Genomic DNA, 22,393 nt, shown 5'->3' with positions numbered 1-22,393 from the left:
GAATCAAGCTCGGTCGATCCGTTCGAGCACGTCGGTGTACCGCTGCCGCCGGTCCGGGCGGGCGTGGGCGGCCGCGCGGGTGAGCGCGGGGACCGCCGCCGGCCCGAATCGGACGAGCCCGTCGGCCGCGACCTGCCGGACCGTGGCCCGGCCGTGCGCGAGCAGGCCGACGACGGCCGGGATCGCGGGCCGGTGCCCGGCGTGGCTGACGGTGGCGACCGCCGACCTGATCACGCCGGGTTCGGGGTCGTCGAGCAGCACCAGTGTGTAATCCAGGTAGGTGGCGCGGTCGAGAACCCGGCGACCGATGCGGTGCGCGTGCACCCGCACCCGGGACTCGGGGTGGTGCAGCAGCTCGGCCAGCAACTTCTCCAGCTCGGGGTCGCCGGTCTCGGCGAGCTCGGTGAGCGCGCGCCGGATCTGACCCGGCTGACCGTTACGGATCAGGTCGATCAGCTCCGGCCGGGACGGGCCGTCCGGGCCGGACGCGGGCTGCGGTCGTTCACGCAGCGCCGCCAGGGAGGCCGCGTCGTCGGCGGCGGCACCGGCACTGCGGAGCGGGCCGTCCACGAGCAGGAGCGGATCGCGCAGCTGACGGGAGATCTCGTCCAGGGCCGGCGTACGCAACAGGGGCCGCCGAGCCAACAGGTCGAGGAAACCCCAGTTGCCGGCGGCGAGGCGTTCCCGCAGCTTGTCGGCGAGGTGATCCGCCGGAACCTTCCGCAGGGCGCGTCCGGCCGCCGCCCGGGTGGCCGGGTCGCCGTGCTCCCACCACGACAACAACTGCGGGATCAGCCGCTCCAGACCCGACGGATCCAGGTGCGACGCCACGCGAGCCACCCGCTCGGGAACGGCGTTCTCGTCGACCTCGGTCAGGGCGGCGGCGAGATCGGGGGTGAGTGCCACGTCGGCCCGCCCGTGCAGGAACGCGCGGAGCACGGCCCGCCGGGTGTCCGGTTCTGGCCAGTCGCGCAGGGCGGCTGCGGCGGCGTCACGGCGGGTGGCTTCCGGGGCGTCGAGAAGGGCCAGAAGACGTACGCGCAAAGCCTTTGACCTTGGCTGGTCCAGATCGCCGTCGTGCGGGATCCGGGCCGGAGCCGCAGGTGGACCTGCGTTCTCGGCGAGGGTCCATCGTGGTGCGTCGATCGGCTGCAGCGACTCCATCCAGTCGAGCACGGCGGCGCGCGCCTCGGGACCGGCCGACGGGAAGACGTCGATCAGCGCGTTGAGCTTCGCCCGCGACGACACCGTGTCGTCATTTCTCAACCGCAAATTCCCGATTGTGTACGGCGTGAGCACCGCACTCTCAAGCATGCGCCGCCACTCCGCGTCGTGGTCCGGTCCGGGCGCGAACGCCTCGCGCAGCCGGGCGCTCTCGGCCGGCCACGGGTCGGGTCCCAGGGAGGCCGAGGCCAGCGCGTGATCCACGTCCGTACGGGAAAGAATTGCTCCGCATCGGCGAAGCAGCGCCAGCGGCGATCGGCGCCCGGCCGGAGCCGGGGCGAGCGCGCGGATCCGGGAAGCGATGTCGAGGGCCTGGGCCGCGTTCATGGTGGGCACGACCGCGTCGAGCACGCCGAAGAGTTCGTCGCGGTCGTCGGCCAGGCCGTCGATCAGGGTGGCGGCGGCCCGGGCGAAGGACTCGACCTCGGCCGGTGACCAGGGAGCGGGGCAGATCCGCAGGGTGAGACGCAGAACGGCCGGGCGGATGTGCGGGTCGGACCCGGCCAGCCGGAGCCAGTCGGCCAGCAACGGTCGCAGCCGGGCGAGCTGTTCGGCGCTCGGCGGCTCGGGCCGGTCGACGATGCGGCGGGCGGCCCCGGAGTCCCAGCCGTCGAGCGCCAGCGTGTCGACGTCGAGGTCCCGGCTGTCGGTGGTCGTTCCCGGGGCCGACGCTGTCACGGATCTCCGCGCGGTCAGCCGCTGGAGGATCGGGGCGATCGGGGAACCCTGCTCGACCAGGGCTTCGACCGCGCGGGCGGGCAACTGCCGGTGGAGGTCGTCGAGGAGCAGTTCGCGGGTGCGGTCGTCGCCGGCCTGCTCGGCCGCGGCCAGGACGGTGGCCGCGTAGGCGTGGCCCAGGATCGCCTGGAGCGCCTCGATCAGGGTGGCCCGCAGGCCCGGATTGTCGTGGCGGCCGAGCCACGAGAGCAGCGCGGGCACGACCGCGGGGGTCCCGGCCCGGACCAGGGCCGCGGCGGCGGTCTTCTTCACGTTCATCACCGGGTGGTCGAGACCGGCCGCGATCGCCGGGGCGGCCCAGCGGGCCCGGATCTCGCCGAGCGCGAGCAGCGCCGGGCGCACGGTCTGCGGGTCCTGAGCGGTGGTCAGCGCGATCAGGCTCGCCGACAGCGCCTCGGCATCGTCACCGGCGAGCAGGGCGATGACATGCTTGCGGACGTGGCGGTCGCGGTGCCGGAGCAGGCGGTGCACCCTGGCCCGGGTGCCCGGGTAGGGGGCGTCGTGCAGCAGGGCGAGCAGAATGGCCTGCTCACCGCTGGACAGCCCGGGCCGATCGAGCAGATCCAGTGCGACGGTGGCGACCAGCGCGTGGCCGGCCTCGTCGGCGCGGCCGGCCTCGCGCAGGCAGAACGGACGAAGCTTGCCGCGGTCGTGCAGGCGGGCGCCGAGAGCATGCACCGCGGCCACGACCTCGCCGGGCACGAAAGGCTCGGCCGGATCGTCGCCGGGCTCGGGCGGCGCCGCGAGTTCGGCCACGATGCGCAGCAGGATGTCGGCGATGATCGGCACCGTTGCGGAGTCGCCGTTGCGGGCCAGCCGGATCAGCGTCCCCGCCGGATCGTCGGGGTCGGCGCCGGCGCTGAGCAGGGCGAGTTCCGCGCGGTCGGCCCCACCGAGGTCGGTCCGGATCCGAGGCGGGACATCGCGCGGGTCGAGCCGGGCCAGGATCGCGCGCCGCCGATCGGGATCCTCGGTGAGATGCCACAGCAATTCAAGAGCCCGATGACGTACGGGCCGCAGGTGAGGCGCGATGGCCTCGGGGCCCAGGCCCTCCTCCAGCGCGGCCACGGTCGGTGAGCCGCCGATCGCCTCCAGCGCGTCCAACGCCGCCGCCGGCGACCGCGGCAGCACGTCCAGGACCGCGGCCTCGGCCGGCTGATGGCGCAGTTCACGGATCGCGGCCAGGAACGGCTCCGGACGCGACGCCCGGACCAGCACCTCGGTGACGGCCGCACCCACCGCGAGGTCACCGCCGCCCTGCCGGGCCAGGCCGATCAGCAGCGCGAGCCGCCGCGGCCACCCCGGATCATCCGCGTCCGCGGCGATCAGCGCCCGGAACGCCTCATGCCGGCCGGTGAACAGGATCGTCGCGACCGCACCGGCCGCGATGGTGTGATCGGCCAGCGCCAACTCCACGATGCCGGCCGCATCGCCGTCACCGGGAAGCTGACCACGCCGATGCATCGCCCGCAGGCAGTCGACGGCGGCCCGGCCGAACAGCAGCGGGTCGGCGTTCGCGATCGCCGTGATCGCGCCGATCTCCTCCCGCCCGGCCAGATCGCCCAGCGCCCGCAACGCCGCCTGCCGTGATCGCGGCGGCCGCGCCTCGTCCGCGACCACCTCTCGCAGCAGATCAGCGTGCCCATGACGGGCGGCGACCGGGATCGCGTCATCCACAGATGCGGACGTCAGGAACGGGCGCAACCGCTCCCCCGGAACCGGGGTCAGAGCCGCCCAGGGCTCGGCGAGTTCCCGCAGGGCCGCCGGGCGGTCGAGCAGGCCGAGCACGTGCTCCCGCGCCCGACCCGGCGCCAGCAGCGCTCCGTGCAGGGCCTCCCGGACCAACCGCAGCGCCGCATCCCGAAGCATCGGGTCACCGCTGCGCGCCAACTCCCGGACCAGGTCCTCGGGCCGAGCCGCGTCGGCCGCGGTGATCCCGGCTACGGCCTGATAGAGCAGTTCCCCGGCCGGTTCGCCCCGCACGGTCGCCGGCTCGTTGACGATCTCGGCCCGCAACCAGGCGATCCGCACGGAAGCCGGCAGTTCCGCAGCCCGCCACTGTGGGCGAGACCGATCCGGCCGCAGCCGTTGATAGAGCCGGGCCAGCAGAAGCGCCGTCTCCGGCGGGCCGTCCAGCGTCCGGGGAAGCAGCTCGGCGTGCTCACCGAGGTGCTCCAGCCCCAGATGCCGCAACCGCGGATCGTCGTGGTGAAGCAGGAGCGCCAGGACCTCCGGCGTGTAGTCCGAAGCCCCGAGACGGGCCGACAGCCAGTCGAGGTCACCCCGCCGTACCGCTTCGCTCACTGGCGTCATGGCGCCCGATGGTAACGGCGTCAGGCTGCCGCCGCGATGACGTTATCGGCCACCCACGCGGCAACACCCTGCGGAAACGGCAAGGTCAGATTCAGTCCGAAGTGGCTGGTCCCCACCGGTCGGCCGACCAAGAGTCAAGAGCTGTTCGCCGTACGGCCGTAGGCCCGCCCTCAGCCCCGGCGGTGAGCAGGGCGACCAGGCTTTCGGCGAGCGCGTCGTCGAACGGGCCGGGCATCGCCATCAGCCGGTACCAGAGCACGCCGTAGACGACGTCGGCGGCCACGTCGGCGGTCACGGTGGCGGGCAGGTCACCGCGCCCGCGGGCCCGGTCGACCAGGACGCCGAGGGCGGCGCGGCGCCGCTGCAGGAACTCGGCCCGGAACCGCTCGCCGAAGACCCGGTCCAGCTGCGCCTCGACCATCAGGGCCCGCAGCAGCTCGGCGATCTGCGGCGCACGGGCCAGCGCGTAGCTGTCGTCGAGCATGCGCCGCAGGTCGCCGGCCCAGCTGCCCTCGTCGGGGACCGGGATGTACATGTCGGCCTTGCGGGCCAGGGCCTCCATGAGCACGTCGCCCTTGGACGGCCAGCCGCGGTAGATCGTCTGCTTGCCGACGCCGGCCCGCTGCGCGATCTTCTCGATCGAGGCCGCCGCGTAGCCCTGCTCGACGACCAGTTCGGTGGCGGCCAGCAGGATGGCGTCCCGGCTCTCCTGGCTGCGTGGCCGTCCTGTTCTGCGCTCCACGCGCCGATGCTACCGCACTTTCGATACGAGACGGTGCGGTTTGAAAGTCGCCCGGAGATGGGTTACGTTGACTTACGAACCGAACCGTCTCGTTTCACGGGAGTTTGCATCATGTCGAACCGCATCCTCGTCGTCGGCGGCACCTCGGGCGTCGGCCTGGCCACCGCCCGCCGGCTGGCCGCCACCGGCGCCACGGTCCACGTCGCCAGCCGCGACATCACCAAACTCAACACTCCGGAACCGGCAGCCCACCGGGACGACGCCTCCTCGTCGACAGCCCACCGGGACGACGCTTCCGAATTGACGGCCCACCGGGACGGTGCTTCCGAGTTGACGGCCCATCAGGTCGACGGCAACGACGCCGCGGCCGTGGCCGCGCTCGCCGCCGCCCTGGCGCCGCTGGACGCCGTCGTCGTCACACTCTCCGGCGCCGAGGGTTCCGGCCCGTTCGCCGACCTCGACCTGACGTCGCTGCGCCGAGCATTCGAGGCCAAGTACTGGCCGACCCTGACCGTCCTGCAGAGCGTCCTGCCGCACCTGGCCGAGCGCGCCTCGATCACCCTGGTCGGTGCGATCAGCGCCCACGCCGCCATGCCCGGAACGGCCGGCCTGGCCTCGCTCAACGCCGCCGTCGAAGCCCTGGTCCGCCCACTCGCGGCCGAACTCGCCCCGCACCGGATCAACGCCGTCTCACCCGGCCTGATCGACACCCCCTGGTGGAACGGCCTGTCCGAACAGGATCGCACCGCCTGGTTCGACGCCGCCGCGAAAGCCCTCCCGGTCGGCCACATCTCCACCGCCGACGAGATCGCCGAAGCCGTCGTCCTGGCCGCCACCAACCCGTCGATGACCGGCACCGTCCTGCAGATCGACGGCGGCGCCCGCTTCGCCAGGTTCTGACGCTCAGGGGGCCCATTCGGGGTCGCGGCCGATGAAGCCGAGCATCCGGGTCTGGGCGTCGGCGTCGGGTTTGACCGGGACGCGCGGGCCGAACTGGCCGGACGAGCGGATGATCTCCTCCATCGGCTCCATCCCGGCCACCAGTTGCGCGCAGAGCTCCGGGTCGAGCCGGTCGTCCTGGCCGGTGGCCCGGGACAGGTCCCACGTGTGCATGAACACGTCGGTCGTATAGAACTGGTCGATCGCCCGGTCCAGCGGCACGTCGCCGATGTGCGGGTTGGACAGGACGCGTCCGGCGGTCGCCGGGTCGTCGAGCAGCGCCTGCACCGCCTCCTGGTGGGCCTGCCACGCGGCCACCGGGTCGTCGTCGACCGACGGGACGGCCGGCAGGCGGACGTCGGAGCCGCCGGCCAGGAACGGCGGCAGCCATTCGACCAGGTGGCGCACGACGTCGCGGGCGTCCCACCCGGCGACCGGCGCCGGCGTGTCCCAGGATCGGGCGCCCTGGACCCGCTCGGTGAATCCGCGGCTGATCTGCCGGTGCCGTTCGGCCGGCTGGTCGGACAGTGCCATCGACGTTCTCCTAGGAATCGGCGAAGCCATCAGTGAATCTTTCAACCTTCCAGTTGAAACATACACCCACTGTCAACCAAGAGGTTGAAACAGCAGGAAGGTGACGGCGACGACCGTCACGCCCGCAGGATGTGACCCGGGCGGGCGTCACCGGTAGGTTCATCACCCGTGGTAGATCGCCTGCGTCCGGCCGACCCGGAGTTCATCGGGAAGTACCGGCTGCTCTCCCGGCTCGGCGAGGGCGGCATGGGCGCCGTCTACCTGGCCGAGGCCCCGGACGGGCGCCCCGTCGCGGTCAAGGTCATCCGGCCTGAGTATGCGCATGACCAGCAGTTCCGGGCGCGATTCCGCAGCGAGGTCAACCGGGCCCGGCAGGTGCCGCCGTTCTGCACGGCCGAGGTGCTCGACGCCGACCCCGACCACGAGACGCCGTACCTGGTGGTCGAGTACGTGGACGGCCCCAGCCTGAACGAGGTCGTCGCCGAGGGCGGGCCGCTCGGCGGCGGCAGCCTGCACGGGGTGGCCGTCGGGGTGGCATCCGCGCTGGCCGCGATCCACGGCGTCGGGGTGATCCACCGGGATCTGAAGCCGCGCAACGTGCTGTTCGCGCTCGGCATCCCCAAGGTGATCGACTTCGGGATCGCCCGGCCGCTGGAGCCGACCAGCTTCCACACCCGGGCCGAAGAGGTCATCGGGACGCTGGCCTACATGGCTCCCGAGCGCCTCGACCCGGAGACCGACCGGCTGATCACGCCCGCGGTGGACGTGTTCGCGTGGGGCGCCGTGGTCACGTACGCGGGCACCAGCCGCACCCCGTTCGGCGGCGACACCCCGGCGGTGACCGCGGCACGGATCCTGACCCAGCCGCCGCGCGTCGGCGACCTGCCGCCCTACCTGGCCGAACTCGTCGGCGCGGCCCTGGAGAAGGAACCGCAGAACCGGCCGACCGCGCCCGAGCTGCTGGACCGCCTGCTGGTCTCCGGGGCCCCCAGCGCTCCCCCGCTCCCGCCCGAGCTGCGGCGCGAGGCCGAGGCGGCGCAGCAGTCCGGCCGCTACCGGACCGGTGAGCACCAACGGCCACGCGGGCGCCGGAGGGTGGCCGTGATCGCGGCCGGGGCGCTGGTGGTGGCCGCCGGGGTCGCGGCCGGCATCGGGCTCCGGGACGACGGCGGGGCGGCTGATGACCGTACGTCGCAAGCGGCCCAGCCCGGCCCGGCCGCCACCGCGAGTGAATCGCCTGCTGGACCGACGTTTTTCGATCCGTTGTCGACGGATGCCGCCTTCGGCGTGCAGACCGGCGACGCGGGCGCCTGCGCGGTCAAGAAAGGCCTGGTCGTCACCGCGAAGGACGGCCAGACGATGATGTGCGGCGAGTACGCCCATCTGGTGTTCCCGCCGAGCCAGAACATCGGCGTGCGGGCGACGCTGGCCGATGCCCGCTCGTGCGCGACGATCCGGTTCCGGGCGACCGCGGACGAGGGCGAGGCCGACTACGTCACCAGCGGCTACCAGGTGTCGGTCTGCGCCGACGAGGTCCGCCTGACCAGCACGGTCGCCGCCGTCGGCGACCCGATCGCCACGGCCCGACGGCCCACCTCGGTCGGGTCCCCGCACAGCATCCTGGTCGTCACCACCGACCGCGGGGCGAAGGTGTCGGTCGACGACACGCCGGTCCTGGAGGGCGAGCTGACCGAGAGCAACCTGCTCAGCGGACGGGTGCTGCTCGGCGCCGAGCCGAGCGGCGACGGGCGCGCGAAGGTGACGTTCACCGACCTGCGGCTGCGCTCCGGCACCGATCCGGCCGTCCCGCCGGCGCCGGCCTTCGCGACCGGGGACGCGCAGCTCACCGCCGGGGTGTGGCTGCTCTACGAGGCACACCAGCAGGCCATCGTGGAGCAGGCCGAGTATGTGACCGGCGCCGAGTACTGCCGGCGGTACGCGGTGGCGAGCACGTCACCCAAGTGCGCGAAGACGACCGTGCCGGTGTACAGCGGCGTGCGGGTGGCCCTGCCGGTCGCGGCCGGCGTGAAGTACTTCGACTACCGCAATCTGCCGGCCTCCTGCCTGGACCCGGAGACCCACGCGGGCAAGTGCGGGGTCAGCCGCGCCGTGTTCTCGGTGATGGGCGACGAGTTCGACCCGTGGGCCGCCCTGGTCACGATCCGCGCCGGTCGCGTCGTCGCGGTCGCTCACCTCGACTATCACTGACCGCCCGGACCGCACGCGGGGCCTGGGCGATGGGGGCCGTCCGGCCGACGCGGAGAACCTGTTGGACGACGCCGGCCCCGACGGTTGCGCCACGTCGATGGCGGTCGCCGCCAGACGGCCCTGGACCTGATCGGCGCCCGCGTTTCTGTCGTACCGCTGCTCTAACCTCGCTCGCAGATCGAGGAGGAACGCGCGATGTACTGGTGGAAGCGGCAACCCGGCGAGCGTGAACAGTGGACGCTCGACCCGCTCGTGGCGGTCGGCCCGCTGCGCTTCGGGATGAGCCCGGCCCAGGTCGAGGCCGTGCTCGACGAGCGTGCCTCCGGCTCCCAGGGCGACGAGCACCGCTGGGAGCACTACCACGAGCAGGGCATCGTCGCGTTCTACACGCGGGCCGGCCTGGCCGGGGTGCGGGTCGAGGCGATGAACGGCCCGCTGCTGCGGCTGGGCGACGTCGAGCTGATCGCCCGGGTCCCGTCCGAGGTGCGCGCCGACCTGCATGCGCTGGCCGGGGCCGAGCTGCCCCGGAACTGGAGCGGCGACCCCGAGGCGCCGGCCTGGGGCCTGTCGATGGGCACCACGCAGGAATGGGCGCACTCCCCCACCGGTCAGGTCGAACGGCGCGACGCCGTGATCACCCACGCCCTTCTGGTCGGTCCGGAGTCGGCCGCGGATCCCTACCACGCCGCGCCGGTGGTGATGTGGCGCAACATCGACGACCTGGAGCCGAACCCGGGCGCGTGGCCGGTCACACCCGACGCGGACCGGCCCCGGTGGGACTGGGAGCCGCTGAAACGGGTCGGGCCGCTGCACTTCGGGATGAGCCCGGTGCAGGTATCGGCCGCGTTGGACGGCGAGTCACCGGCCGGCCGGCGCGGGCACCACCCGTGGCCGATCCTCGAGGAGCCCGGCCAGTGGACGGTGCAGGAGGAGCGGTTCGACCGGGCCGGCGTCGTCGCCCACTACTGGCAAACCTGGGGCGTCCCGACGCTCGGGGCGGTCACCGTCCGCGGGCGCACGGGGCCCCAGATCTCGTACGCCGAAATGCCGTTGATCGGGGGTCGGGTCTCCGCCCTGGACGCGTTCCTGACGCGACACGCCATCGATCATGACCTCGAGCTGCGCATCGGCTGCAACGGCGACACCGGCGTGGGCGACCTCAACCTGTATCTGCGGGCCGCCCGGGCCGGCGACACCGTGGTCAGCGAGGCCCGCTTCGGCGCCCCGGACTGGGAGGACCACGGCTGAGGCCGGTCGGCGGGGCCGGCGGGTCGGCTTGCCGCCGCGCGTCCGCAGGTCTCCGCAACCCGCGGCACCGGCCGCGCGTCCGCAGGTCTCCGTAACTCGCGGCACCGGCCGCGCCGACCTCACCCGTGACGACGCGGCCGGCGGATGATCAGAGGCGGCCGGCGTCGATGACCGCGCGGGCGAAGTCGTGCGGGGCCTCCTGCGGGACGTTGTGGCCGACGTCGAACACCCGGTGGTCGTACTTGCCGGTGAACTGGGCGCGGTAGGCGCTGCCGTCCCCGGCCGGGGTGAACGGGTCGTACCGGCCGTCGATGGTGATCGTCGGCACGGCGATCTTCGGCGCGCTCTGCAGCGTGGCCTCCAGATCGGCGTACTCCGGCTCGGCCGGCAGCAGGCTCTGCCGCCACCGGTAGTTGCCGATCACGATGGACACCCAGTCGTCGTTGAAGAACGCCGCCGACGTCCGCGCATAGGTGGCTTCCGAGTACTTCCACGTCGGAGAGTTGAATTTCCAGATGAAATCCCCCATCTCCTTCCGGTACGTGGTCAGACCCGCCGCACCCCGGTCGGTGGCGAAGTAGTACTGGTACCACCAGGCGTTCTCGTTGGCCGGCAGGGTCGGTGTCCGGTTCATCGCCAGGTTGGTGATCAGGTAACCGGTGACCGAGACGAGCGCCTTGACCCGCTCGGGCCAGAGCGCGGCGATGATGTCCCCGGTCCGGGAGCCCCAGTCGAAGCCGGCCAGGATCGCCCGCGGGATCTTGAGCGCGTCCATCAGGGCGATGATGTCCAGCGCGAACGCGGCCTGGTCGACGTTGCGCGGGGTGGACGCGGACAGGAACGTGGTCGCGCCGTGGCCGCGGAAGTAGGGGACGATCACGCGGTGGCCCCGGGCGGCGAGCAGCGGGGCGACCTCCTCGAAGCTGTGGATGTCGTACGGGAAGCCGTGCATGAGCACGACCGGTTCGCCGTGCGACGGGCCGAGCTCGACATATCCCGTATTCAGCACACCGGCCTGGATATTTCGGATCTGCCCGAAGCGGGGACTGGCGGCGGCCGGGCCGGACCCGATGACCGGCGCGATCCCGGCGGCCACGGCGGCGGTACCGGTGGTGACGAGGAACTGGCGGCGGGAGCTGTTGGCGAACATGTGAGCCTCCTACGTGGTCGGTCCGTGCCACCAGACTCACACCCGCCGGGCCCGCGGTCCCCCGTCATGGATACTGGGCGACCCCCTGGTTCACACCCCCAGGAGGGCCACCTCACGATCGGAGTGGTCGGCGATCAGCGGCCCCACGTCGAGGATCAGCGCGATCTCCCCGTTCCCCAGGATCGTCGATCCGCTGATGCACTTGACCCGGCTGAACAGCACCCCGAGCGGTTTGATCACCGTCTGCAGTTCGCCCAGCAGGTTGTCCACCACCAGTCCGGTGCGCTGCCCGGACTGTTCGACGATGACCACGCTCTGCCGCCGAGCCTCGGCCCCGGGGATGTGGAACAGCTGCCGCAGCCGGATGAACGGCAGCACCTCCCCGCGCAGGTTCATGCACTCGCGGCCGAGCTGCCCGGGCGGCAGTTCGACGCATTCGGTGACCCGGTCCAGCGGCACGATGAACGAGGACGGCCCGACCCCGACCAGGAAGCCGTCGATGATGGCCAGAGTCAGCGGCAGCCGGATCCGGATGGTGGTGCCGATCCCCCGGGTCGTCTCGACCTCGATGCTGCCGCGCAGCGCGCCGACGTTGCGTTTGACCACGTCCATGCCGACGCCGCGCCCGGACAGGTTGGAGACGGTCGCGGCGGTCGAGAAGCCCGGCTCGAAGATCAGGTTGTAGACCTCGGGGTCGGTCAGGACGGCGTCCGGCGCGATCAGTTCCCGCTCGACCGCCTTGGCCAGGATCCGGTCCCGGTCCAGGCCACGCCCGTCGTCGGTCACCTCGATCACGATGTTGCCGGCGTCGTGATAGGCGTTCAGCCGCAGCGTCCCCTGCGCCGACTTGCCGTGCCGGCGTCGTTCGGCCGCCTGCTCAATTCCATGATCAAGACTATTGCGTACGAGATGAAGCAGCGGATCGCTGATCCGCTCGACCAGGGCCTTGTCCATCTCGGTGTCCCCGCCGGTGATGACCAGCGACACCTCTTTGCCGAGCTCCATGCAGACGTCCCGGACGACCCGCTCGAACCGCCGCAGGGTCGTGCCGATCGGGACCATCCGCAGCGACAGCGCGCTGTGCCGGACCTCGTCGACCAGGCGCATCACCTCGCTCTGGGCCTCGCTGACCGTGCCGCCGGCCACCCCGGTGCTGGACTGGGCGATGACCAGTTCGCCGACCAGGTCGATGAGTTTGTCGAGGCGGCCGGCGTCGACCCGGATGGTGCGGGTGTCCTGCGAGGAGCGGGTCTCGGTGGTGCGGCGCTGCTTGGACAGGGCGGCGTCGACGATGGCGCGCGGCACGATGCCCTGCTCGATGAGGATCTCGCCGATCGGCACCGGCTGGGTCTTCTCCCGGACCGCGCGTTCCTGCTGCACGCGCAGCGCCTCGGCCATCTCCTGCTCGGTGACCGCGCCGCTGGTGACCAGCACGTCGCCGATGCGGTCGTTCTCCGGCATGGCCCGGATGGCCGTGACGTACGCGTCGAGGCTGCTCTCGGCCGGGGTGATCCGGATATCGCTGTCCTCGCGCACGAAGTCGAAGACGGCCTCGATCTCGCTCTTGGGCGCGGCGGTGGTCAGGTCCACCTCGAAGCCCAGGTAGCAGGTCTCCGGGTCCATCTCGGCCGCCTCGGGCAGCCGATCGGTATCGGTCACGACGGCGGTGACCTGGCCGAGCGACGACAGGTAGCGCAGGAACGACAGCGGGTCCATGCCGTTGCGCAGGCAGTCCGGCCCGAACCGCAGTTCGAGGTGCCAGGCGCTGTCCGCGGCGGGCCCGGCCTCGGCGGCGACGGCTACCGGTGCGGCGCTCTCGGACAGATACGGTTCGAGGCCGCCGAGCAGGCGCGCTCCGGTCGCGGCCTGATTGCCGTCCGGTTCCAGGCGTCCCTCGGGGATCCCCTCGATCAGCGACGAGATGTGGTCGACGCACGGCAGCAGTGCGCTGACCAGCCCCGGCGTCACCGGCAGCTGCCCCTCGCGGACCGACCCGAGCACGGTCTCGACCACGTGCGTGAACGAGACCAGGTCGGTCAGCCCGAACAGCCCGGACGACCCCTTGATGGTGTGCGCGGCCCGGAAGATCGCGTTGACCGCGTCGCCGCCGGGTGGCTGCCCCTCCATCTCCAGCAGCCCCTCCTCCAGCTGCTGGACCAGGTCGCGGGCCTCGGTCACGAACATGTCGAGCGCTTCGCGCATGCCGTCGTCGAGACTCATCACAGCTCCAAACGCGTCAGCTCCAGCACCTCGGCCACCGCCGGGCTGGCCTCGGTGAACTCGACCGGCAACCCCAGCCGCGCCGCCTCGTTGCGCGCCAGGAGCAGAACCTGCAACCCGGCCGTGTCAAGATCAGAAATTCCCGACAGATCCAGACGTACGCCGGTGCCGTCGCCCAGGGTGGCCAGCAGCCGCTCGCGATGCTCGGCCGCGGTGACGATGGTCAACTCGTCGTCGAAGGCGAACCGCCGCAGCGGTACGTCGGTCACGGCGCGACCAGTTTCGACACCGCACTGAGCATCTGCTCGGGCTGGAACGGCTTGGTGACCCAGGCCTTGGCCCCGGCCGCCTGGGCCTGCTTCTTCTTGTCGTCCTGGGACTCGGTGGTCAGCATGATGATCGGCGTGAACTTGTAGGCGGGCAGCTTCTTGGCCTCGGCCACGAACGTGATCCCGTCCATGTTCGGCATGTTCACGTCGGAGATGATCAGGTGGATGCGCCCGCCGGTCATCTTGCTGAGCGCGTCCTTGCCGTCGTTGGCGGTGATCACCTCGTAGCCGGCGCCTTTCAGGGCGATGCTGACGACCTGCCGCACCGACGCGGAGTCGTCCACGATGAGAATCGTCTTGGCCATGGTCGTCCCCCTCAGAAGAACGTGATCTCGGAATCGTTCACCTTGGTGGCCGAGCCGGACTGGTGCGCCTGGTGCTCCTCGGCCATCGTGTAGCGGGCGGCGAGCTCGTCGAGCAGGGCCCGCGCGTCCAGCGGTGCGGTACCGGAGGCGGCGGCCGCCGCGATCTCCGGGAACCGGTCGATGTTGTCCCGCAGGTGCTCCAGCATCTGGTTGACCCGGTCCTGGAACTGCAGGTTGACCAGCGACTCGCTGATCTCGCCGCGGATGCCGACGGCGGCCTGCTCCAGACCCTGCGAGGACTCGCGCATCTTGGACAGCATCGCCATCAGGTCGTCGAGCACGGCCTGCACCTCGCCGTGCGCGTGGGCGACGGCGGTGCCCTCGGTCTCGGCGCTGGCCTCCTGGGTGGCCAGGACGGTGGAGATCGCCTGGGCCACCTTGTCGACCTTCTCGACCATGCGCACGCTGGTGTTCTGCGAGCGGTCGGCGAGCTGGCGCACCTCGGAGGCGACCACGCCGAACGCGGCCCCGGCCGAGCCGATGCGCTGGGCCTCGATCGCCGCGTTGAGGGCGAGCAGGTTGGTCTGCGAGGCGATCCGGGTGACCTCGCCGGACATCTCGCGCAGCTCCTCGTTGAGGCTGAGCAGGTCGTGCAGCTCGGCGAGGGCCTCCCGTTTGCCGGTGAGCGCGCTGTCCAGGGTGCCGACCACCTCGCCGAGGCGTTCCCGGCTGCGGGCGAAGACCCCGCCCTGACCCTCGTCGAGGACGCCGGTGGACGAGGTCAGCACCGTGTCGAGGTTCTCGACGATCCCGGCGAAGGTCTCGGTGAGCTGTCCGACGGCGGTTTCCATCTGGGTCCGCGATGAATCGATCTGGGCCGACCAGACCGGGGTCACCGCCCCGGCGAACCGGGTCAGGTCCTGGGCCCGGCCTTCCGGGGGCGGCAGGGCGGTGTCCGGCCGTGCGGGGTCCTGCCGGCTGCGCAGCGCGTAGCCGACTCCGACCCCGACGGCCAGCGCGACCGCCGCGATGACGACGTTAGCCATGCTGGTGGATCACCTCCGCGATCGTGGAGAGGGGCGTCTCACGGTCCACGGCGCCGAGCGCGACGGCCTCCCGGGGCATGCCGTACACGACGCAGGTGGCCTCGTCCTGCGCCACCGTGTAGGCGCCGGCCTTGTGCATCTCGAGCAGTCCGCGGGCGCCGTCGTCGCCCATCCCGGTCATGATCACGCCGAGCGCGTCCGGGCCGGCGACCTTGGCGACCGAGCGGAACAGCACGTCGACCGACGGGCGGTGGCGGTTGACCGGCGGGCCGTCGAAGACCCGTACGCGATAGCGGGTGTCCATCCGCTGCACCTCGAGATGTCGTCCGCCCGGAGCGACCAGGACCTGGCCGGGCACCACCGGGTCGCCGTCGCGGGCCTCGCGGACGTGGACCCGGCACATGGTGTCCAGGCGCGCCGAGAACGCGGCGGTGAACTTCTCCGGCATGTGCTGGACGACGACCACACCCGGCACCCCAGGGTGCAGGGCGGTGAGCACCATCTCCAGGGCCTGCGTGCCGCCGGTGGAGGTGCCGATGGCGACCAGGTTGACCCGGGTCTTCGGCCGCGGCGGCGGCAGGGTCGCCACCGCGGCGGGCGCGGCCGGCGTCATCCGCCGGGGGCGCTTGCCGGTGGCGGCGGCGGCCCGGACCGCGGCCACGATGTCGCCGCTGTCGGTCTCCATGAACTTCTTCAGGCCGCTCTGCGGCTTCTCGATCACGGCCACCGCGCCCGCGGCGAGCGCCTCCATCGACTTCTCGGCGCCCCTCTGGGTCAGCGTCGAACAGATGACGACCGGCGTCGGCCGTACCTCCATGATCTTGCGGAGGAAGGTGAGTCCGTCCATCCGCGGCATCTCCAGGTCCAGCACGACGACGTCGGGCCAGGACTTGTTCATGTGCTCCATGGCGAAGATCGGATCGGCGACGGCACCGGCCACGTCGATGCCCGGGTTCTCCCGCAGCCGGGCCGAGAGCACCTGCCGCACGACCGCCGAATCGTCCACGATCAGCACCCGAATCGGCCCGGTCATGCCGTCGCCGCCACTGCGCGCAGCCAGACCGTGCCGGTAGCGAGGTCGAAGATCAGGCGCCGGGCTCCGGTGCCGCCCAACTCCCGTACGGAAATCGCGAAGTTCTGTTCTTCCAACAGCGTGATCCCGGCCGCGATGTTGTGATTGGCGACGTCCAGCGCGGCCGGCACGGTGAGATGCGGAAACTGTTGCCCGCCGCCGAACATCTTCACCTCGTACTGTGGCGGGCTGGTTCTTGATCGGCGCACGTCCCGGAGAAATCGGCGGACCGCGCCGTCGGCGTAGCGGGCGTTCAGCGGTTCTCCGCGTGGACAGGGGCCGGGCAGCAGGTAGTGGCACATGCCGCCGATCCGCAGCCCGGCGTGCCACATGGTGATCGAGACGCAGGAGCCGAGCACCGTGTGGATGCGGGTGTCGGCGGCACCGAAGTGGTAGTCGCCGGGGTTCAGGTGGACGTCAGGCACGGCCGTCGCCGTCCAGGGTGTAGATCGACGGCTGGACCATGCGCAGCCGCGACGGGATCGCGTTGAGCGACTCCGAGCTGCCGATGATCAGGTAACCGCCCTCGTGCAGCATCCCCTGCAAGCGCCCGATCAGCGTCCGCTTGGTGTCGACGTCGAAGTAGATCATCACGTTGCGCAGCATGATCACGTCGAACCGGCCCAGATGGCCGAGATCCTCCTGCAGGTTCTGGCAGTGGAACTGCACCTTGGCGCGCAGTTCACGGCCGATGGTCATCAGGCCCTCGTACTCGTCGCGGCCCTTGAGGCAGAAGCGGCGCAGCAGCTGGCGCGGGATCTTCTCGGCCGCGGCGATCGGGTAGAGCGCGGTGCGGGCGCCCTCGACGACCCGGGTCGAGATGTCCGTCCCGATGATCTCCCAACTGCCCGGCGGCAGGGTGTCGGCCAGGACCATCGCCGCGGTGTAGGCCTCCTCCCCGGTCGAGCTGGCCGCGCTCCACAACCGGAACGTGCGCCCGCCCCGGCGGGCCGGCAGCACGACCTGGCGCAGGAAGTCGAAGTGCTGCTCCTCGCGGAAGAAGAACGTCTCGTTGGTGGTCAGCAGGTCGATCATCTGCCGCAGCTCGGCCGCCCCGGCACGATCCTGCAGCAGCCGTACGTACTCGGAGTACCCGCCCAGCCCGAGCGCCCGGATCCGCTTGTCCAGCCGGCTCGCCACCAGGGCCTCCTTGCCCGCGGCGAGGCGGATGCCGGTGTGCTCGTGCAGGATCCCGGTGATGTACTGGAAGTCGGCCCGGCTGATCGACCGTGAGTAGGCCGCCGGCGCGCTCACGGCTCGACCGGTCGCTGGGCTATCTCGCTGAGCCGGACCATGTCGCTGATCGACAGCACGTGCGCGATGTCCAGCAGGATCAGGAAGTCGGTGTCGCGCCGGGCCATCCCGCTGATGTAGTCGGCGCGGATCCCGGCCCCGAACGCGGGCGCCGGCTCGATGTCCTCCGGGGACAGCGTCACCACCTTGGACGCGGAGTCGACCAGCACACCGATGTCCTGCCCGTCGGCGATGCTCTTCTCGTCCCCGTCCAGCTCGGCGATCTCGGCCAGGCCGGGATCGTCCACGTGCACGATGATGATGCTGGTCCGGCGCTGGATCTCGGTGCGACCGCGGCCGAACCGGATGGCCAGGTCGATCACGGGCACGGCCCGTCCGCGCAGGTTGATCACCCCACGGATGAAGTCCGGCATCATCGGCACCACGGTCAGCACGCGGTACTCCAGGATCTCCGTCACGTGGAAGATGTCGAGCGCGTACGCCTCTCCGTTGAGCGTGAAGGTCAGATACCGTCCCGCCTCGGTGACCGTGTTCACCGCAATATTCGATCAGACCAACCTCGGCCCCGGCCCGCTTTCCAGGGGAAACGCATCGGTCCGGCGTCTGTTTGCATACGCTGGCGCGGTGGCAGAGTCGTCGGTAACAGGCAGCCGTTTCGCCGTCCGGGATATGCCGATCGCCTGGAAGCTTCGCGGCCTCGCGGGCATCGTCTGCGCCCTGCTGATCGTCATCGGGGTGGTCGGGCTGGTGCAGCTCAGCCGCACCCAGGACCGTCTGGCCGAGCTCTACCACAGCAACCTGCACGACGTGCGGCTGCTGGGCGAGGTGGCGGCCGACTACCGGGACGTCCGGCTGGCGCTGCGCAACGTGGCGATGTCCGGGAAGGGCACGGCGATGGACGCCGCCCTGGACCGGCTGGACGGCTCGGTCACCACCATGAACGAGGTGTGGACGTCGTTCGCGACCACCGCCAAGGGTGACCCGGACCAGGAGTCGTTCACGTCCAACTGGACCGCCTACACCAAGGTGCTCACCGAGAAGCTGCGGCCGCTGGCCGTGGCCGGCAACCTCACCCAGTTCAACAGCGTGGTCAGCGACCAGGTGACGCCGATCGCCGACGCGATAAACACCGCGGTCGACAACCTGATCACCAAGAACGACACGGCGGCCAAGTCGTCGCTCGACCAGTCGTCGAACGCGTACGGCAACGCCCGGATGTTGATGATCATCCTGATCGTGGTGGCGCTGCTGCTCACGTTCACCGTGGTCCAGTTCATCACCCGGGCCCTGGCCCGGCCCCTGAACGAGACCGTCGCCGTGCTCACCGGGCTGGCCCAGGGCCGGCTCGACCAGCGGGTGACCGTCTACGGACGCGACGAGGTCGGCCGGATGGGCGAGGCACTGAACAGCGCGATGGGCCGGCTCAACGAGACCGTCTCCACCGTGGTCGAGTCCGCCTCCCAGCTCAACAGCGCGTCCATGCAGATCAGCGGCGCCTCGCAGAGCCTGTCGCAGGCCGCCACCGAGCAGGCCGCGAGCGTCGAGGAGACCACCGCCAGCATCGAGCAGATGACCGCCGGAATCGGTCAGAACAGCGAGAACGCGGCGGCCACCGAGGGCATCGCCACCAACACCGCGGCCGAGGCCCAGGAGGGCGGCGACGCGGTGCAGAAGACCGTCGCCGCGATGAAGGAGATCACCAGCAAGATCGCGATCATCGACGACATCGCGTTCCAGACCAACATGCTGGCCCTGAACGCGACGATCGAGGCGGCGCGGGCCGGCGAGCACGGCAAGGGCTTCGCGGTGGTCGCCACCGAGGTCGGCAAACTGGCCGAGCGCAGCCAGATCGCCGCACAGGAGATCAGCGAACTGGCCGCGGGCAGCGTGCAGACCGCCGAGAAGGCCGGTGACCTGCTGTCGACGATGATTCCCAACATCATCCGTACGTCGGATCTGGTCCAGGAGATCGCCGCCGCCAGCGGGGAGCAGTCGACCGGGGTGCGCCAGATCAACATCGCGATGTCGCAGATCGGCAAGGTCACCGAGCAGACCGCGTCGTCCAGCGAGGAGCTGGCGGCGACCGCACAGCAGATGTCCGCACAGACCGCGCAGCTGACCTCGCTGATGGACTTCTTCCAGGTCGGCGGCTCGCACCGGCGGACGGTATCGGCGCCGGCCCGCAGCTCGTGGCCGTCGAACTCGGGGCGCACCAACTGGGGTTCGTACAACGAGAACTCGACACCGGCGATGGCGTCGGCGTCGACCACCGCTCCCGTCGACCTGGAAGCGAAGTTCGACCGCTTCTAAAACTCTTGTTGACCTTGCCGCGCGGCAAGCTCGTAGCCTGGCTCGCATGGGAGCGCGTGAGACCGGGATGCTGTCGGTCGGCGAGGTCGCCCGCCGGGCCGGGCTCAGCACGAAGGCGTTGCGGCACTACGACCGCCTGGGCCTGTTCGCGCCGCGGGCGGTCTCGGCCGACGGTTACCGGTGGTACGCCGAGGACCAGGTCGCGACGGCCGCGACCATCGCCCGGCTGCGCGCTCTCGACGTCCCCCTCGATGCGATCCGGGCCCTTCTGACCGGCGCGGGCGACGACGAGGCCCGCCGCCTGCTGTCCCGGCACCGGGCCGCCCTGCAGGCCCGTGACGACCGGATCCGGCGCGCCCTGCACTCCCTCGATCATCTCCTCGACGACTCACAAGGAGTCCTCATGGCCCTGACCCAGCCCCCGACCCCGAACGTCACCGACGAGCGCGAACTGGCCCGTACGCTGTTCAACCAGACCTGGACCCTGATCGAGAAGGAGTCCCGCACGCCCGGCGAGGACGAGCGGATGATCCACATGGCGCACGCGTCCCGGTTCCACTGGGAGAACGTCGGCGATGATCAGAATCGGGCCATCGGCGAGTGGCAGTGTTCCCGCGTCTACGCCACGCTCGGCCGGGGCGAGCCGGCGCTCTATCACGCCCGGCGCTGCCTCGCCTACGCCGATCGCCCCGGGGCGGAGACGTGGCTGATCGCCAGCGCCCACGAGGGCCTGGCCCGGGCCCAGGCCGTCGCCGGTGATCTCGAAGCCGCCCGCGATTCCCGCAGCCAGGCCCTCGCCCTGGCCGAGACCGTCGCCGACCCCGAGGACCGCAAGGTCGTCCTGGCCGACATCGACACCCTGCCGTTCCCGTGAACCTCTTTGCAGCGCTGCAAAGACGCTTTAGCATCGTGCGGCATGTCCCTCCGCCGCCGTATCGCGCTGGTCGCCGCCGCCCTCACACTGTCGGCCTGCTCGGCCGCGACGCCGACCCGGCCGGCCGTCTATCCGGATCCAGCCCTGGTGCTCGGGGACACCAACGCGCACGACCCGTCCATGGTCAAGACCGCGGCGGGCGGATATCTGCTCGCCTTCACCGGTGAGAACATCCAGCTCAAGACGTCGGCCGACCGCGAGACCTGGGCCGGCGCGGGCGCCGCCTTCCCGTCCGGGACCCCGTGGGCGAAGCCGTACCTGGGCGACAACAAAGACCTCTGGGCGCCGGATATCTCCTTCCACAACGGGCAGTACTACCTCTACTACTCGGCCTCGTCGTTCGGCTCCAACCACTCGGCGATCTTCCTGGCCACGTCACCGACCGGCGAGTCCGGCTCCTGGACCGACCGCGGCCTGGTCGTCGAGAGCGCCACGACCGACGATTTCAATGCCATCGACCCCAATCTGTACGTCGATGACGGCGGCTGGCGGCTGACGTTCGGCTCGTTCTGGACCGGCATCAAGCAGATCCGGCTCGACCCGGCCACCGGCCTGCGCCAGGGCGACTCGATCATCGGCCTGGCCGGCCGCGGCGACACCGCGATCGAGGCGCCATACCTGGTCAAGCACGGTTCCTACTACTACCTGTGGGTCTCGTTCGACCTGTGCTGCAAGGGCGCCGCAAGCACCTACCGCACGATGGTCGGCCGATCGGACTCCCCCGAGGGCCCGTTCGCCGACCGCGCCGGCACCCCGATGACCGCGGGCGGCGGCACCGAGATCGTTTCCGGTCACGGCAGCATCCACGGCCCCGGCCACGAAGCCGTCCTCGGCGACCTGCTGATCTACCACTACTACGCCGACGGCGGCTCTTCCTATCTCGGCATCAATTCCCTCGCGTACGACGATGAAGGCTGGCCATTCATCTACTAGCCCAGCAGGGCGTCCCGCGCGGTCCGCGGGTCGCGGCCGAGCAGGCTGCCGAGGAGCGGGTCGGTGCCGGCGAAGAATCCGCCGCGCGCGGCCTGGTAGAAGCCGAGCAGGAACCGGGTCATGTGTTCCGGCTGCCCGTCGGCGATCCGCGCGGCCACCCACTCGTCCTCGTCCAGCACCTGGACCCGGACTCCGTCCAGCCCGCCCGCGAGTTCGGCGAACGTGGGCGCGTCGGGCGCGGTGATCGTCACCGGCCCGTCGTACGCGCCGCCGGAGGCGATGATCGCGGCGGCCGCCTCGGCGGCGTCCTCGCGTGCGGTCCAGGACACCGGCCCGTCACCGGGGACCGCGATCACGCCGGTCTCCCGCCACGGCCCGGCCAGCCATTGCAGGCTGTGCGCGTAGAAACCGTTGCGCAGCGACGTCCAGGCGATCCCGGACTCCTCCAGGAGTTGCTCGGTCGCGAAGTGGTGCCGGCCGGGGACGAACGGGTTGTCCGGCGCGGCGGCCTGGTGGCTGGTGTAGAGGATCCGCTTCACCCCAGCGGCCGTGGCGGCCTCGATGGCGGTGCGGTGCAGGCTGACGGCGTCCGCGGCCGGGTCGTTCGAGGAGACCAGCAGCAACTGGTCGGCGCCGGCGAACGCGGCCGGCAGGGACTCCGGATCCGCGTAGTCACCCCGCCGCACCTCGACGCCCCGTACGGCGAAGTGTTCTGCCTTGGCAGTGTCCCGGACGGCGACCGCGATTTCGCTCGCGGGCAGGCGTTCGAGCAGGTGGTCGACGGTCGCACCGTTGAGGGCGCCGGTCGCTCCGGTCACGATTATCATCGGTTCGCCTTTCTCGTTATCACTGGAAACACGTCCCACCGTAGCGCCGGGAACCACCGATAACAAG

Annotated in this window: 19 protein-coding genes; 6 read left to right on the top strand and 13 right to left on the bottom strand. The window is 71.2% G+C overall.

Translation table 11 applies throughout. The features are described from left to right. Positions 1-3 precede the first annotated feature (3 nt). Both ACSHV8_RS09580 and ACSHV8_RS09575 read right to left on the bottom strand, forming a co-directional pair. Positions 4-4,275, bottom strand: coding sequence for a HEAT repeat domain-containing protein (locus tag ACSHV8_RS09580; protein ID WP_436531475.1), 4,272 nt, complete (start codon positions 4,273-4,275; stop codon positions 4-6). Positions 4,276-4,366: 91 nt separating this feature from the next. Beyond that, positions 4,367-5,017: a TetR/AcrR family transcriptional regulator gene (locus tag ACSHV8_RS09575; protein ID WP_436531473.1), complete on the bottom strand. Its 651-nt coding sequence runs from the start codon at positions 5,015-5,017 to the stop codon at positions 4,367-4,369. 111 nt (positions 5,018-5,128) lie between these two features. Here ACSHV8_RS09575 and ACSHV8_RS09570 point away from each other — a divergent pair, with 111 nt between their 5' ends. Continuing rightward, positions 5,129-5,917: an SDR family oxidoreductase gene (locus tag ACSHV8_RS09570; RefSeq protein ID WP_436531471.1), complete on the top strand. Its 789-nt coding sequence runs from the start codon at positions 5,129-5,131 to the stop codon at positions 5,915-5,917. A 3-nt stretch (positions 5,918-5,920) separates the two neighbouring features. On the opposite strand, the gene ACSHV8_RS09565 is transcribed toward ACSHV8_RS09570, so the two are convergent. Then, complete coding sequence (locus tag ACSHV8_RS09565; protein WP_436531470.1) at positions 5,921-6,490, bottom strand: TIGR03086 family metal-binding protein; 570 nt, start codon at positions 6,488-6,490, stop codon at positions 5,921-5,923. Between the two features lie 168 nt (positions 6,491-6,658). On the opposite strand from ACSHV8_RS09565, the gene ACSHV8_RS09560 reads away from it, so the two are divergent. Continuing rightward, positions 6,659-8,698, top strand: coding sequence for a serine/threonine protein kinase (locus tag ACSHV8_RS09560; protein WP_436531468.1), 2,040 nt, complete (start codon positions 6,659-6,661; stop codon positions 8,696-8,698). 195 nt (positions 8,699-8,893) lie between these two features. Further along, a complete protein-coding gene (locus ACSHV8_RS09555) occupies positions 8,894-9,946 on the top strand; it encodes a hypothetical protein (RefSeq protein WP_436531466.1) in 1,053 nt (350 codons plus the stop codon). Positions 9,947-10,094: 148 nt separating this feature from the next. Here the strand turns inward: ACSHV8_RS09555 and ACSHV8_RS09550 are convergent, their stop codons facing one another. The 9 genes from ACSHV8_RS09550 to ACSHV8_RS09510 all read right to left on the bottom strand — a co-directional run bounded on the left by ACSHV8_RS09550 (position 10,095) and on the right by ACSHV8_RS09510 (position 17,858). Next, positions 10,095-11,096, bottom strand: a complete 1,002-nt coding sequence (locus ACSHV8_RS09550; RefSeq protein ID WP_436531464.1) for an alpha/beta fold hydrolase — start codon at positions 11,094-11,096, stop codon at positions 10,095-10,097. A gap of 90 nt (positions 11,097-11,186) precedes the next feature. Further along, positions 11,187-13,316: a chemotaxis protein CheA gene (locus tag ACSHV8_RS09545; RefSeq protein ID WP_436531462.1), complete on the bottom strand. Its 2,130-nt coding sequence runs from the start codon at positions 13,314-13,316 to the stop codon at positions 11,187-11,189. Then, complete coding sequence (locus tag ACSHV8_RS09540; protein WP_436531460.1) at positions 13,316-13,585, bottom strand: STAS domain-containing protein; 270 nt, start codon at positions 13,583-13,585, stop codon at positions 13,316-13,318. The genes ACSHV8_RS09545 and ACSHV8_RS09540 overlap by 1 nt, the downstream gene beginning before the upstream one ends. Next, a complete protein-coding gene (locus ACSHV8_RS09535; RefSeq protein ID WP_436531458.1) occupies positions 13,582-13,950 on the bottom strand; it encodes a response regulator in 369 nt (122 codons plus the stop codon). The genes ACSHV8_RS09540 and ACSHV8_RS09535 overlap by 4 nt, the downstream gene beginning before the upstream one ends. An 11-nt stretch (positions 13,951-13,961) precedes the next feature. Next, positions 13,962-14,996 (bottom strand): methyl-accepting chemotaxis protein, encoded by a 1,035-nt coding sequence (locus tag ACSHV8_RS09530; protein ID WP_436531456.1) that lies wholly within the window; start codon positions 14,994-14,996, stop codon positions 13,962-13,964. Continuing rightward, on the bottom strand, positions 14,989-16,029 hold the full coding sequence (locus ACSHV8_RS09525; protein ID WP_436531454.1) for a protein-glutamate methylesterase/protein-glutamine glutaminase: 1,041 nt from the start codon (positions 16,027-16,029) through the stop codon (positions 14,989-14,991). The genes ACSHV8_RS09530 and ACSHV8_RS09525 overlap by 8 nt, the downstream gene beginning before the upstream one ends. Next, on the bottom strand, positions 16,026-16,493 hold the full coding sequence (locus ACSHV8_RS09520; RefSeq protein WP_436531452.1) for a chemotaxis protein CheD: 468 nt from the start codon (positions 16,491-16,493) through the stop codon (positions 16,026-16,028). Before ACSHV8_RS09520 ends, ACSHV8_RS09525 begins: the two co-directional genes overlap by 4 nt. Beyond that, a complete protein-coding gene (locus ACSHV8_RS09515) occupies positions 16,486-17,322 on the bottom strand; it encodes a CheR family methyltransferase (RefSeq protein ID WP_436531450.1) in 837 nt (278 codons plus the stop codon). The genes ACSHV8_RS09520 and ACSHV8_RS09515 overlap by 8 nt, the downstream gene beginning before the upstream one ends. Then, complete coding sequence (locus ACSHV8_RS09510; protein ID WP_436531448.1) at positions 17,319-17,858, bottom strand: chemotaxis protein CheW; 540 nt, start codon at positions 17,856-17,858, stop codon at positions 17,319-17,321. Before ACSHV8_RS09510 ends, ACSHV8_RS09515 begins: the two co-directional genes overlap by 4 nt. Before the next feature lie 88 nt (positions 17,859-17,946). Between ACSHV8_RS09510 and ACSHV8_RS09505 the strand changes: the two genes are divergently transcribed. The 3 genes from ACSHV8_RS09505 to ACSHV8_RS09495 are packed head-to-tail and all read left to right on the top strand — an operon-like array spanning position 17,947 to position 21,499. After that, positions 17,947-19,632, top strand: a complete 1,686-nt coding sequence (locus tag ACSHV8_RS09505; RefSeq protein ID WP_436531447.1) for a methyl-accepting chemotaxis protein — start codon at positions 17,947-17,949, stop codon at positions 19,630-19,632. 46 nt (positions 19,633-19,678) lie between these two features. Continuing rightward, entirely contained in the window at positions 19,679-20,506 is an 828-nt protein-coding gene (locus tag ACSHV8_RS09500) for a MerR family transcriptional regulator (protein WP_436531445.1), read from the top strand. Positions 20,507-20,548: 42 nt separating this feature from the next. After that, positions 20,549-21,499 carry an arabinan endo-1,5-alpha-L-arabinosidase gene (locus ACSHV8_RS09495; protein ID WP_436531443.1) on the top strand — a complete coding sequence of 317 codons (951 nt, stop codon included), beginning with the start codon at positions 20,549-20,551 and terminating at the stop codon, positions 21,497-21,499. On the opposite strand, the gene ACSHV8_RS09490 is transcribed toward ACSHV8_RS09495, so the two are convergent. Further along, positions 21,496-22,326, bottom strand: coding sequence for an NmrA family NAD(P)-binding protein (locus ACSHV8_RS09490; protein ID WP_436531441.1), 831 nt, complete (start codon positions 22,324-22,326; stop codon positions 21,496-21,498). The genes ACSHV8_RS09495 and ACSHV8_RS09490 overlap by 4 nt on opposite strands. Positions 22,327-22,393: the final 67 nt, after the last annotated feature.

Source organism: Actinoplanes sp. HUAS TT8 (genome assembly GCF_051380535.1).
Lineage (GTDB): Bacteria > Actinomycetota > Actinomycetes > Mycobacteriales > Micromonosporaceae > Actinoplanes.
Note: the sequence above shows the minus strand (reverse complement) of the source record. Positions and strands in the feature narration are given on the sequence as shown.

What these genes read in the sequence shown, in the direction of transcription:
- ACSHV8_RS09580 (WP_436531475.1), bottom strand. Translation starts at nt 4,275, where the DNA reads ATGACGCCAGTGAGCGAAGCGGTACGGCGGGGTGACCTCGACTGGCTG.
- ACSHV8_RS09570 (WP_436531471.1), top strand. Translation starts at nt 5,129, where the DNA reads ATGTCGAACCGCATCCTCGTCGTCGGCGGCACCTCGGGCGTCGGCCTG.
- ACSHV8_RS09565 (WP_436531470.1), bottom strand. Translation starts at nt 6,490, where the DNA reads ATGGCACTGTCCGACCAGCCGGCCGAACGGCACCGGCAGATCAGCCGC.
- ACSHV8_RS09555 (WP_436531466.1), top strand. Translation starts at nt 8,894, where the DNA reads ATGTACTGGTGGAAGCGGCAACCCGGCGAGCGTGAACAGTGGACGCTC.
- ACSHV8_RS09550 (WP_436531464.1), bottom strand. Translation starts at nt 11,096, where the DNA reads ATGTTCGCCAACAGCTCCCGCCGCCAGTTCCTCGTCACCACCGGTACC.
- ACSHV8_RS09545 (WP_436531462.1), bottom strand. Translation starts at nt 13,316, where the DNA reads ATGAGTCTCGACGACGGCATGCGCGAAGCGCTCGACATGTTCGTGACC.
- ACSHV8_RS09535 (WP_436531458.1), bottom strand. Translation starts at nt 13,950, where the DNA reads ATGGCCAAGACGATTCTCATCGTGGACGACTCCGCGTCGGTGCGGCAG.
- ACSHV8_RS09530 (WP_436531456.1), bottom strand. Translation starts at nt 14,996, where the DNA reads ATGGCTAACGTCGTCATCGCGGCGGTCGCGCTGGCCGTCGGGGTCGGA.
- ACSHV8_RS09525 (WP_436531454.1), bottom strand. Translation starts at nt 16,029, where the DNA reads ATGACCGGGCCGATTCGGGTGCTGATCGTGGACGATTCGGCGGTCGTG.
- ACSHV8_RS09500 (WP_436531445.1), top strand. Translation starts at nt 19,679, where the DNA reads ATGGGAGCGCGTGAGACCGGGATGCTGTCGGTCGGCGAGGTCGCCCGC.
- ACSHV8_RS09495 (WP_436531443.1), top strand. Translation starts at nt 20,549, where the DNA reads ATGTCCCTCCGCCGCCGTATCGCGCTGGTCGCCGCCGCCCTCACACTG.
- ACSHV8_RS09490 (WP_436531441.1), bottom strand. Translation starts at nt 22,326, where the DNA reads ATGATAATCGTGACCGGAGCGACCGGCGCCCTCAACGGTGCGACCGTC.